This window comes from Pseudomonas sp. FP1154, from assembly GCF_030687245.1.
GTDB lineage: Bacteria > Pseudomonadota > Gammaproteobacteria > Pseudomonadales > Pseudomonadaceae > Aquipseudomonas > Aquipseudomonas rhizophila.
On the sequence record NZ_CP117465.1, the window covers coordinates 1,768,485 to 1,781,296 of the forward strand.

General features: G+C 58.1%; 8 protein-coding genes and 1 pseudogene. 7 read left to right on the forward strand and 2 right to left on the reverse strand.

All coding sequences use genetic code 11. From position 1 onward, the window contains the following. Window positions 1-81 precede the first annotated feature (81 nt). From PSH91_RS08120 to PSH91_RS08140, 5 genes are all read left to right on the forward strand, one after another. Window positions 82-600, forward strand: a complete 519-nt coding sequence (locus PSH91_RS08120) for a DUF2059 domain-containing protein (protein WP_047226294.1) — start codon at window positions 82-84, stop codon at window positions 598-600. Between the two features lie 12 nt (window positions 601-612). Next, window positions 613-912 (forward strand): BolA family transcriptional regulator, encoded by a 300-nt coding sequence (locus PSH91_RS08125; RefSeq protein ID WP_047226295.1) that lies wholly within the window; start codon window positions 613-615, stop codon window positions 910-912. A 150-nt stretch (window positions 913-1,062) separates the two neighbouring features. Continuing rightward, entirely contained in the window at window positions 1,063-2,004 is a 942-nt protein-coding gene (locus tag PSH91_RS08130; protein ID WP_092397619.1) for a rhodanese-related sulfurtransferase, read from the forward strand. A 36-nt stretch (window positions 2,005-2,040) separates the two neighbouring features. Then, window positions 2,041-2,643, forward strand: a complete 603-nt coding sequence (locus PSH91_RS08135) for a DsbA family protein (RefSeq protein ID WP_305468513.1) — start codon at window positions 2,041-2,043, stop codon at window positions 2,641-2,643. After that, on the forward strand, window positions 2,636-4,453 hold the full coding sequence (locus PSH91_RS08140; protein ID WP_047226298.1) for an ABC transporter ATP-binding protein: 1,818 nt from the start codon (window positions 2,636-2,638) through the stop codon (window positions 4,451-4,453). Before PSH91_RS08135 ends, PSH91_RS08140 begins: the two co-directional genes overlap by 8 nt. A gap of 10 nt (window positions 4,454-4,463) precedes the next feature. Here the strand turns inward: PSH91_RS08140 and PSH91_RS08145 are convergent, their stop codons facing one another. Together PSH91_RS08145 and PSH91_RS08150 are read right to left on the reverse strand one after the other, a co-directional pair. Further along, entirely contained in the window at window positions 4,464-5,177 is a 714-nt protein-coding gene (locus PSH91_RS08145; protein ID WP_305467807.1) for a deaminase domain-containing protein, read from the reverse strand. Window positions 5,178-5,190: 13 nt separating this feature from the next. Then, window positions 5,191-9,132 (reverse strand): hypothetical protein, encoded by a 3,942-nt coding sequence (locus tag PSH91_RS08150; RefSeq protein WP_305467809.1) that lies wholly within the window; start codon window positions 9,130-9,132, stop codon window positions 5,191-5,193. A gap of 301 nt (window positions 9,133-9,433) precedes the next feature. Between PSH91_RS08150 and PSH91_RS08155 the strand changes: the two are divergent. Then, window positions 9,434-11,895, forward strand: a pseudogene (locus PSH91_RS08155) (EAL domain-containing protein). A 79-nt stretch (window positions 11,896-11,974) separates the two neighbouring features. Then, window positions 11,975-12,745 (forward strand): TenA family transcriptional regulator, encoded by a 771-nt coding sequence (locus PSH91_RS08160; RefSeq protein WP_370695177.1) that lies wholly within the window; start codon window positions 11,975-11,977, stop codon window positions 12,743-12,745. Window positions 12,746-12,812 lie beyond the last annotated feature (67 nt).

A 12,812-nucleotide genomic window follows, 5' to 3' on the forward strand; every position in this document is an offset into this window, starting at 1 on the left:
AATGGGGTTGAGGGCCGGCGTTTATTAGGCGCAGAATGATCGCCCTTGGGGTTTTACCTCGCCTGTAGAAAAGGAAACTCGATGACCCGTCTTCGTGCCATCTGTACCGCAGTTGCTCTGGTGTGTGCCAGCAGTCCTGTTTTTGCCGATACCGCCAGCCACAACGCCAGTGCCGAAGAGTTCCTGACCCTGGCGCACGCCGACAAACTGGGTACCCCGGTGTACATGCAAGTGCAGCAGATGTTTGCCCAGCGCTTTGAGCAGACCAAGGCTCCCGAGTCGAAAAAAGCTACCCTCGAAACCTACCAGGCCAAGGCCAACGCCGCACTGGACCAGGCCATCGGCTGGAAGAAGCTCAAGCCGGACATGGTCAAGCTTTACACCTCCAACTTCAGCGAGCCGGAACTCAAGGAACTGGTGTCCTTCTACCGTTCGCCCCTGGGCAAGAAAGTCCTGGAAAAAATGCCCCAGCTGACCCAGCAATCGGCCCAGTTGACCCAGGCCAAGCTGGAAAGCGCGGTGCCGGTGGTCAACAAGCTGCTGGCGGACATGACCGCCGAGCTTGAGCCCAAAGCCGCCCCTGCCAAGAAAAAGCCGTAAGCGGAGCCCGGTATGAGCATGCAACAACGCATCGAATCGACGCTCGGGCTGTTGCAGCCCGAGCACCTGCAAGTGCTGGATGAAAGCCACATGCACAGCCGTGGGTTACAGACCCACTTCAAGGCCGTGGTGGTCAGCCACCAGTTCGAGGGGCTCAATCGCGTCAAGCGTCATCAGAAGGTCTACGGCACGCTGGGCGAGCTGATGGGTGAGTTCCATGCGTTGGCGCTGCACACCTATACCCCCGAGGAATGGGCGCAGATCGATACAGCCCCGGCTTCGCCGACTTGTGCCGGTGGCAGCAAGCACTGATCTGCAGAGAATGACTGCTGTTGTGGCTGTTGTCGCTGCACTCCTGCAACCCCTCTGTTTTTTGTTAGAATCCGCAACGCGCCTCACGGGGCGCGTTTTTTTTCGCATCCGGTTCACCCTTTGCGAGGGTAGCCACCTGGAGAAATACCCATGACACCATCCATTGTCGTGGCGGCACTGTATAAGTTCGTCACCCTTGAAGATTACGTCGAGCTGCGTGAGCCATTGCTCAAGGCCATGCTCGACAACGGCATCAAAGGCACGCTGCTGATCGCCGAAGAAGGCATCAACGGCACCGTTTCCGGCACTCGCGAAGGCATCGACGGATTGCTGGCCTGGCTCAAGAACGACCCGCGCATGATCGACATCGACCACAAGGAGTCGTACTGCGATGAGCAGCCGTTCTATCGCACCAAGGTCAAGCTCAAGAAGGAAATCGTCACCCTCGGCGTCGAAGGCGTGGATCCCAACAAACAGGTTGGCACTTATGTCGAACCGCAGGACTGGAACGCACTGATCAGCGATCCGGAAGTCTTGCTGATCGACACGCGCAACGACTACGAAGTGTCCATCGGCACCTTTGAAGGCGCGATCGACCCCAAGACCACCAGCTTTCGCGAGTTCCCCGAGTACATCAAAGCCAACTTCGACCCGGCCAGGCACAAGAAAGTCGCGATGTTCTGCACCGGTGGCATTCGCTGCGAAAAAGCTTCCAGCTACATGCTCGGCCAGGGTTTCGACGAGGTCTATCACCTCAAGGGCGGCATCCTGAAGTACCTTGAAGAGGTGCCTCAGGAAGAAACCAAATGGCGCGGCGACTGCTTCGTGTTCGATAACCGCGTGACCGTTCGCCATGACCTTAGCGAAGGCGACTACGATCAGTGTCATGCCTGTCGTACACCGGTGAGCGTAGAAGACCGTGCTTCGGAGCACTACGTGCCAGGCATCAGTTGCCCGCATTGCTGGGACAAGCTGAGCGAGAAGACCCGGCGCAGCGCCATCGACCGGCAAAAGCAGATCGAACTGGCCAAGGCCCGCAACATGCCGCATCCGATCGGCTACAACTATAAGCAATCACCTTCCGAGGCTTGAACCATGGCGCCACGCCTGCTCTATGTGATGGACCCGATGTGTTCCTGGTGCTGGGGTTTTGCGCCGGTTGCCGAGGCACTGGTCGAGCAGGCGCAGGCCGCCGGGGTAGAACTGCACCTGGTGGTGGGCGGTTTGCGCACCGGCAGCGGTTCGGCCCTGGAGCCGACCACCCGACGCTACATCCTCGAGCATTGGCAGGCCGTCACCCAGGCCACCGGCCAGACGTTCAAGCTTGAAGGGGCGCTGCCGGACGGTTTTGTCTATGACACCGAACCGGCCTGCCGGGCACTGGTGACGGCCCGTGGCCTGGCGCCGGACCTGGCCTGGAAGCTGTTGAAGCTGATCCAGCAGGCGTTTTATGTCGAGGGTCGTGATGTGACCCACGCCAGCGTCCTGGTGGAACTGGCCGAACAGGCTGGACTGCCACGCATCGAGTTCGCCGCAGCCTTTGACCGCGCCGAGCAACATGCGGCCACTGCCGCGGATTTCACGTGGGTGCAGGATCTTGGCATCGCGGGTTTTCCTACGCTGCTGGCCGAGCGTGACGGTCAATTGGCCTTGCTTACCAACGGCTACCAGCCCCTGAACCAGTTGTCTCCGCTGTTGGGCCGCTGGCTGGAGCGCGCGGCCTGTGCCTGACCGGGCGGATGACGCATCCCCTGGGCAGCGCGTCGACCGCTTGAGCTGGGCAGAAATCCGCCGTCTGGCCCTTAAACACAAGAAAGCCCTGTGGATCGCCAACGGCGTGGCCGTGCTGGCGACGCTGTGCAGCGTACCGATCCCGCTGCTACTGCCGCTTTTAGTGGACGAAGTGCTGCTGGGCCAGGGCGACGCGGCATTGAAGGTCATGAACCATGCATTGCCCAGCGGCTGGCAAAGCGCGGCCGGTTATATTGGCCTGATGTTGGTGGTGACCCTGGTCCTGCGATGCGGCGCTTTGCTGTTCAACGTGCTGCAGGCGCGATTGTTCGCCAGGCTGGCCAAGGACATCGTCTATCGCATTCGCGTCCGATTGATCGAACGGCTCAAACGTATTTCCCTGGGCGAGTACGAAAGCCTGGGCAGCGGTACCGTGACCACACACCTGGTCACCGACCTGGACACCCTGGACAAATTCGTCGGCGAAACCCTCAGTCGTTTCCTAGTGGCGATGCTGACACTGGTGGGCACTGCCGGCATTCTGGTGTGGATGCACTGGCAACTGGCGCTGCTGATCCTGTTGTTCAACCCGTTGGTGATCTACGCCACGGTCCAGTTGGGCAAACGGGTCAAGCACCTCAAGAAGCTGGAGAATGACAGCACCTCGCGCTTCACCCAGGCCCTGACCGAAACCCTGGATGCCATCCAGGAGGTGCGTGCCGGTAACCGCCAGGGTTATTTCCTGGGTCGATTGGGGACACGGGCCAGGGAGGTCCGTGATTACGCAGTGAGTTCACAGTGGAAAACCGATGCCTCGAACCGCGCCAGCGGTTTGCTGTTTCAGTTTGGTATCGATATTTTCCGCGCAGCGGCGATGCTCACCGTACTGTTCTCCGACCTCTCCATCGGCCAGATGCTGGCGGTGTTCAGCTACCTGTGGTTCATGATCGGACCGGTGGAGCAACTGCTCAATCTGCAGTACGCGTTTTATGCCGCCGGGGGCGCATTGTCGCGGATCAACGAGTTGTTGGCCCGTGCCGACGAACCGCAATACACCGGCAGTGTTAACCCGTTCCAGGGGCGTGCCACCGTGGGTATCGAAGTTCAGGGGCTGAGTTTCGGCTACGGCGACGAACTGGTGCTGAACCAGATGAACCTGTCGATTGCCCCCGGTGAGAAAGTCGCGATTGTCGGGGCCAGCGGGGGTGGCAAAAGTACCTTGGTCCAGTTGCTGTTGGGGCTGTACACGCCGCTGGCCGGGACTATCCGTTTCGGCGGTTCGACTCAGCAGGAAATCGGCCTGGAAACCGTGCGCGACAATGTTGCCGTGGTCCTGCAGCATCCCGCGCTGTTCAATGACACGGTGCGGGCCAACCTGACCATGGGCCGCGAGCGCACGGACGAGGCCTGCTGGCAGGCACTGGAAATCGCCCAACTGCACCAGACGATCATAAGTTTGCCCAACGGTCTGGACAGCATCGTCGGCCGTTCCGGCGTGCGTCTGTCCGGCGGCCAGCGCCAGCGCCTGGCCATTGCCCGGATGGTACTGGCCGAGCCCAAGGTGGTGATCCTCGACGAGGCGACGTCGGCGCTGGACGCCGCCACCGAGTACAACCTGCACCAGGCGCTGGCGCGGTTCTTGAGCAACCGTACCACCTTGATCATCGCGCATCGGTTGTCGGCCGTGAAGCAGGCCGACCGGGTGCTGGTGTTCGACGGCGGACAAATCGCCGAGGATGGCGACCATCAGCAACTGATTGCTGACGGAGGTTTATACGCCAAGCTCTACGGGCATCTGCAGCAGCATTGATCGCCAGGGATCAATCGGATTCGGTTGAAGAGCTCATTTCAGTTGCTGGACGCTTACGGCGCTGTCCCCAGATGACGTTCAACGCAGCGGCTCCGCGCTCATGACCGAACTCCTTCATGACAATCGCGCAGGATTCGCAGGGAGGTAGGGTGGTGGCAAGCGTGATCGACTTGATGTCTTCAGGGTTTGGATACTTTTCGCTGATGTAGGCAATCAGTTTGCTTTCACTGTCCGCAGAGGTCACTCGACTGAGCCTGTCCGAGGTGCCCGGAGCATCCATCAGATGGGGGATAGCGAGCAATTTTCCATCGGCGCTCAGAGTGAGGGATGCCGGGTCAATCGCGTTCCTGATGCCATCAACATTGAAGTAAGTGGCCTCTTTGACGTTGACTTGCGTATAGCCACTGTGGGATTTGAACAGCGGCAGGTGCCTGGTGTAGTCCTCGATTCCGGAAACACTGACATATATTTCGTTGTTTCCGGATGCCGTGATGACGTGGGCAAAAGCTATGTTTTTTTGATTTTTGGTCGGAAGGGTTTTTTGCAGTTCCCGCATGGCGTCATTGATGGTCACCGCTCGGGTGGTTGATTGAGACGGACCGGCAATGGACGGCGATGTAAAAAGCGCGTTGAAGATGCTTGCGGTTGATTTTTGTATGGCTTCGGGCGCTTGTGTGGTGGGTTGCCACACGGCTGCCCCGTTAGGCAAATCAGAGACAATCATTCTGGTGCGACGATCAAAATAACACCGCCTCGGCGGGGTAGTAGGTACTGACTTTCAACCACTTCATATTGGAGGGTGGATGGCTCGGTGCGCCAATGGGGATCGAAATTTCATCGATCTTGTCCAGTGCCCGTTCGACCTGGTCTCTGCCGTAGATTCGCGCGGCGTTGTTGGCGTTCAACGAACCGATATAAACCCGTTGCAGCTCTTCTCCCAAAGAGCCCGGCGTCAGGTCGCTTGGGCCAAGCCTTTTCAGGCTCAGAGCAGACTCGACACTCTCAGTGGAGAGCAATCTGGTCATGTAATAATCATCCATGTTCAAGCGGCTGAATATGTACGTGAACTGCTCATCGATCGAGGGAATGATGAGCGCGCCGGTTTGATGGATATCGTCAATTTTTTCTGCCGAACCGGTTACTTTGATGCCGCCGTACAGACCGGTTTGAAATTCCAGGGTCGCCGTAATGGTTTCTCTGGGGATGGGGACTCTGCTGGAGAGACCGATCCATTGCGGTTTGCCTTTGTAGGTGTTGAGCTTGCCGTCCTTGAGTTCATAGATTTTCCCTTCGAAGGCGAGCAGGGCGCGATCGTTGGGATGCTTGGGCGTGGAGGGATAGAACGTAGCGTCACCAAACCAGGGCGCCCAGCTTAACTCAGTGCTGAATTCTCCAGCGGGTGGGCGCTCGGCAGGTTTGTCTTGCACTACATACCTGGTTTTGCACACCTCATCCGGCGCACGACGAACACGGCACGCCAGTTTCCTGAAGGGTGGACTGTCATCCGGGTGGTTGATGCGACGCAGGGTTCCGGCCTTCAAACGATAGGGCACGCCATCCACATAGAAGAGGCGGCTGCCATCGGCTTCAAGCACTTCTAGTACCCGGGCATTTTCCGGTAACTCAACGAGGGTCTCGGTGTCGGTTTGCGCCCGTGCGTTGAAGTGGGAGCGGCCCGGTGACACGTCAGCACCCAGCCCAGGGCCGTAAGGCCTGGACGATAAAGGGTCAATCAAACGGTAATCGGCGCTGCCTGTGGCTGCGGTGTTGCGCACAGGAACATCGTCAACTCCGCGCACAGTGCTCAACTGGTCATTCATTGTCAGTGGACGCCAGCGGCCCGGGTCCGTGGCTTGGGCCATGCCTTGGACGAAATCGTATTGGCCGGCGCGCCCGGACAACGTCTTGAGACTCAGATAGCCCTTTTTACTGAACCTGTACACGCTCTGGCTGCCTGCCCGTAGCAAGGACGCAATGCCGTCGAGCGGGTTCAGGGTGGCGTTGAGCAAACTACCTGTCAGCGTTGCAAAGGCAGGCAGTGCTTTGCCAATGCTCAACTTGCCCGCAGCGCTGACCAACTTCAGCGAGCCTGACGCAAACTTGCCCATGGGCCGGGCGAATGCAACAAAATCTGTGAATAGGCCAAAGGCTCCACTCACCAGGCGATCACGGTCCCCCGAAGCCAGGTCTTCGATACTGCCCCAGAAGGGCACAAACATTTTGAGGATTTCCAGGTTTTTTTCACGCCTGGCCTTTTGACGGTCGAATTCGGTTTCGCCATAACAACTGTCGTAGAGCTGTTTTTCGTCAACGAAAAGCAGCTTCTCGCAAATGTACCGGGCCAGATCCAGGGTGACTTTCGACTCCAATGTCCGCGGTAGGGTGTGGTTGGCGTCGCTATTGTTCGATTCGCCGAACGTGCCGCCCAGCGGGTCCAGGATGGCTTGGCATTCCTCGTGAGCACGGGGGGTGGTGCCTTTTACGTGGGCATCCCAATCGAACGGAAGGGTTTTATGGCGAAGAACATCCACACTCACTGCCGAGCCGCGGCTGATTCTCCACTTTTCGATTTTGCGCTCTGCGCCAATATGGTGTGGCTGAATATCCGGTCGTGGGCGGATCACCCCAGCCCGCGGGAGCAGTTCGTAGTACGAGGTTTTGCGCTGGCTCGTCGTTTCCAGGATGAAGCCATTACGCGCGCGCAGGGGCAGCGTCTTATCTTCGGATTCATTGTTTGCTTCAATGCCCGTGGTTTCTTTTCTGAGGGTGTAGACCTTTGTCACGCCGTACTCCAGGGCTTGGCGATCAGCCAGGGGTAGGGATGCGAGCAGGTGGGTGATCAACGTGCGATAGGAACTTCTGATGAAGCTGAGGTAGATGTCGAAATGGGTTTTGAACGTTTGCTCGATATCGGGGAGCTTCCTGTCCTGCTGGGCAATAGCGCTAAAGCCGGGCCCGGCAAAGTTAGTCTGTAGGGTCGTATCGTGGTCGATCTTGAACCAGACATCGGTGATGACTTTTCCATCGGGCCGGGTGACGAACCATTTATGCTCAGTGAGTTGGCCGGCTGCATACACATCCGTGAATGTGTAGGTTTGGGGGGCGAGTCTTGCGATGGGGCCGCTGAGCCGAGTCACGGGGGCGGCATACGTGCTGGCCTCCTTCACCAGCTTCCGGCCATCCGTCACGAACCGGCCGTCTGCGAAGAGCTTCGCCATTTTAAGCCGGGCGATGTTCAGCCTCTCGGGGGGGCGGCTATCCAGCCAGTTGACCGCCTGGGTCAAGCTATCGATGGTGAAGTCGAGCTTTTCTGCAGCAGTCTGTATGTCCTGCAGGGTGTAGTGCCCGTCGGCCTTATGGGCAACCAGGCCGTTTGTCACGGCCCATTCCAGCATGGGTTTCAATCGTGTGAGGGTGACCAGTTTCAGGTCATCAGCCGTGGCTTCACTGGCGTATTGGCCAGGGAAGTCGACCAGTTGCTGGAAACTCAGTCTTTGCAGCAACGTCGGGTCGATCGCGTCAGCAAGACCCACACCATGAGCAAAATTTACCCAGACGGTGGAGCTTCGGTAAGGCAGTTGCGACGGTATATCGTGAATCTGGAATTGCGGTGGGAACAAGGGTTGATAAAGACACGCGAGCAGAATGGATTCGTTCACTGACGCGGCGCGTTTTGAAGACAGCAGATGCGCTTCGAACTCGGCCCGAATCTGCCCATAGCTTTTCCCCCAGTTGGACGAACGTTGCCACGGGTAACCGGCGATACTGTCCGGGCTCTCGTTTTGCCCGTTTTCAAGCCAAAGACGAATGGCGTGGGCGAGCAGCTTGGTGCATATCCCTGCAGCCGTGTCCTCACCGGGTCTGCCGCCAAACCAGCCCAGCACTTGCAATAACCTGGTTGCCAGCTGCCGGGCGTTCGTCGATTGCAGAATAGCCTCCAGATACGCCGAAGGCTTCGCCCGGATTTGCGTCGTCGTCAATGTGTCGATATCCGAAGCGCCCAGGTAGGCCAGCAATGGGGTGTGCGGCGTAGGCAGGAATTGACGCACTGTGTCAGTGATCAGGTTCTCAGTGTGGGGGCTCAGGGCGTCGATGTTTATTCCATGTCCAAGCCCCAGCGTGTGGTGAGCGCGTTTCTCTTCCAGCGCATTCATCGTGGCGTTGCGTTGCTCGGTGTTTTGCCGATTGCATGGGGTAATACCGTAAAACCAGGTCATTCGTGCAAATGTTACTTGGCCGTCGAAACGAATTTGCCCGCCTAATAGTCGAGCAGTTTTTTCAATCTTTGCACGCAGCCCGTTCCAAGAGGGGTCGTTGTTCAGTGGAATCTGAATGGTGGTTTCTCTGTTCCTTGACAGTGTCTCGTAGAGGGCTTTGCCGTCTTTTAAAGTGACGATCAAGTGGTAATGAGGGGCGCTTAGCGTTTTGCACAGCGCCTGATAGTTTTTATCCTGGATGAGCGTGTGCAGTGCTCGTTGTCCGGTTTCATTTTCCAACGCCATGGGTGAACAAAGCCTGGGCTTGACCAGGCTGTCGGCCAACGTCTGCGGCGGTATCTGATGGTTTCGAACGAGCGATAGCATGGCCTCGTAATCGCCCAGCAAACCCTGATGTTTCTCGGCATAAGAGGGTGTCGGGCTCAGACTCGTTGAAAGGCCGGGGGCGGCGGTAGATTGCATATGGAGGTTTCCTGGTGATTAACGAACGTTTCTCTACGCGCCTCGATAAAGTGCAAGGTCTAGAGAAGTTCCGTATCAAAACAGTCCAGGCAAACCCGGGGTGGTAGATATGTATGGGGTGCAGGAAAGTTGTAACGGCGTTTGGCAATTACCAGGGCTTTATCACCGCTGTTGTCTCAGGCATCCAGGGGCATGGGGTGTCAAATAGTGTCCGGCCTCTTGCGGGGAGCTGCTACGCCTCCTAGTCTTGCGGGAATGAGCGGTCTGAATGCTGATCGCCTACGCCTATGCAAGGGATCTCATGACTCAAGCGCGGACTCTCGGAACCCCCCGGTTGTTGGGCATCGTCTGGCCTTTTATCGCCGTCGTCCTGTTTCAGGCATTGTTGGGGGGTGTCAGTCTTTACGTGTTGTCTGCGGTGCGCGGCTACGTGGCGGGAGAAAGCCTTTGGTCCAAGGGTCAGAAAGACGCCATTTACTACCTCAATCTTTATGCCGACAGTCGTGACGAAACAATCTTTCAAAAGTACCAGCGGGCCATCGCCGTACCTGAGGGCGGGCATGAGCTGCGGGTGGCCTTGGACCGTCAGCCGCCGGATCTGGAGGCTGCACGGGCGGGAATCCTCAAGGGCGGCAACCACCCGGACGACGTGTCCAGTCTGATCTGGCTCTACCTGAATTTTCGACACTTCAGTTACCTGGAAGAGGCTATCGATCTCTGGACGGTGGGCGACGGCTACCTGATTGAACTGGATGACGTCGCCCGCCAGATGCACAGCCGGATTACCCGCAGGTCAGGCTTCTGAGGCAGATATTCGCGGCTGGAAGGCGAAAATCTTTGCCATCAACGATTCCGTCACCCCGGCAGCCAAAGCTTTCAGCGATGCGCTGGGGGAGGGGTCGCGCTTCATCCTGCGCCTGTTGCTGGTGACCAACTTCGCCACCGCACTGGGGTTGATCGTGCTGGCGCTGTTGCGCACGCATAAACTGCTGGCCCCAGCGGCAGGTCTTCGCCAATGCCCTGCAACTGGAAAAGGAGCGGGCGCAGATCACCTTGCAGTCCATTGGCGATGGCGTGATCACCACCGATGTGGAAGGGGCAATTGCCTACATGAATCCCGCCGCCGAAGCGATGACTCACTGGAAGGCCGAGCACGCCACGGGACTGCCTCTGGCCGCCCTGTTCAATTTGCTCGATGACAACGCCCAGAGTGAAGGCCTGACCCTGATCGAACATATTCTCAGCGGCCGGCTCGGTGGCGGCAGCGAGCATTCCAAACTGATCCAGCGCCTGGATGGCAGCACTGTGTCCGTCACGCTCGTAGGTGCGCCGATCCGCCATGCCGGCAAGGTCAGCGGAGCGGTGCTGGTGTTGCACGACATGACCCAGGAACGCCAATACATCGCCAACCTGTCGTGGCAAGCCACCCATGATGCGCTGACCGGCCTGGCCAATCGCCGGGAATTTGAATATCGCCTTGAGCAAGCCCTGCACAATCTGACGCGCCAGGTGGGGCGCCATGCATTGATGTTCCTCGACCTGGACCAATTCAAGCTGGTCAATGACACCTGTGGTCATGCGGCGGGTGACGAACTGTTGCGGCATATATGCGCACTGTTGCAATCGGGGCTGCGGGAAAACGACACCCTGGCCCGACTGGGGGGCGATGAGTTCGGTATCTTGCTGGAGAACTGCTCGCCGGAGGCCGCGGAAAAGATCGCCGAAGGGCTGCGCCAGACCGTACAGAACCTGCATTTTGTCTGGAAGGGCCGGCCATTCGTGACCACCGTGAGCATCGGTCTGGTGCATATCGCCCAAAGCCCGACGACGCTGGAGGCGTCCCTGCGTGCCGCCGATATGGCCTGTTACATGGCCAAGGAAAAGGGCCGCAATCGCGTCCAGGTCTATCACGCCGACGACTCGGAGCTGTCCCTGCGCTTTGGCGAGATGGCTTGGGTCCAGCGCTTGCACATGGCCCTGGAGGAGAATCGCTTCTGTCTTTATGCCCAGGAAATTGCCGCGCTGGGTCCGGGCGACCATGGCGGCGGGCATATCGAGATCCTGTTGCGCCTGCATGATGAAGCCGGAAGGATGATTCTGCCGGACAGTTTCATTCCTGCGGCAGAACGCTATGGCTTGATGACTTCCCTGGATCGCTGGGTGGTGGAAAACGTCTTCAAGATCATCCGCCAGTGCCTGAACGATTCGCGACAGGGACCGATGGCCATGTGTGCGATTAATCTGTCAGGCACAACTATCGGAGATCAGGCATTCCTTGATTTCCTGCGTAAACAGTTCGCGGCCTACTCGATTCCACCAGAAATGATTTGTTTTGAAATAACCGAGACCAGTGCTATTTCGAATTTGGGCAGCGCCATCCGCTTTATCAATGAACTCAAGAGCTTGGGTTGTTACTTTTCGCTCGATGACTTTTGTGCCGGAATGTCTTCATTCGCTTACCTGAAACATTTACCTGTAGACTTCCTGAAGATCGACGGGAGTTTCGTAAAGGATATGCTGGACGACCCGATTAACCGTGCAATGGTCGAGGTGATCAATCACATCGGCCACGTCATGGGTAAGCGCACGATTGCCGAGTTTGTTGAAACTACCCAGATCGAGCAGGCGTTGCTGGAGATTGGGGTGGATTACGCTCAAGGGTATGTGATTGAACGCCCGCAGTTGTTTACCTGTGATACGTTGCAATGCAGGCCGGCCCGGCCGCAGCCGCTGTTATTCAAGGCCCCCGGCACGTTCCGCTGAACCTCTTGTTGATCCGGAAAAAATCACAATCAAAAGGAGCCCGACAGTGATCGACACATTCAACCGAACAGGCCCGCTCATGGACGCCACAAGCTATCCGAAATGGGCACAACAGCTCATTACCGATTGCAGCGAGAGCAAGCGCCGGGTTGTCGAACACGAGCTGTATCAACGCATGCGCGATAACAAGCTCAGTGCCAAGACCATGCGCCACTACCTTATTGGTGGTTGGCCGGTCGTTGAACAGTTCGCCTTATACATGGCACAGAACCTCACCAAGACGCGCTTTGCCCGCCATCCCGGCGAGGACATGGCGCGTCGCTGGCTGATGCGCAACATTCGTGTCGAACTCAACCATGCCGATTACTGGGTCAACTGGAGCGCCGCCCATGGCGTGACCCTGGAAGATCTGCAAGCGCAGCAAGTGCCACCCGAACTCCATGCGCTGAGCCACTGGTGCTGGCATACGAGTTCTTCGGACTCGCTGATCGTGGCCATCGCCGCGACCAACTATGCCATCGAGGGGGCAACCGGGGAGTGGTCGGCACTGGTGTGTTCCAGCGGTATCTACGCGGCGGCTTTCGCCGAGGAAGACCGCAAGCGAGCCATGAAGTGGCTGAAGATGCACGCCCAGTACGATGATGCCCATCCCTGGGAAGCCCTGGAAATCATCTGCACCCTGGCGGGCATGAACCCCAGCAAGGCCTTGCAGATCGAACTGCGCCAGGCCGTCTGCAAGAGCTACGACTACATGTACCTCTTCCTGGAACGCTGCATGCAACTGGAGCAATCGGAATCGGTGGGGAAAACCTCATCGACCCGTGAGCGCCTGGCGTTGGCCGGGAGCTGATATCCGATAGCCAACCCAGGTGGGCGCGAGCGTGCTCGCGAAGGGGTCAGGACAGTCAACGGGGAGG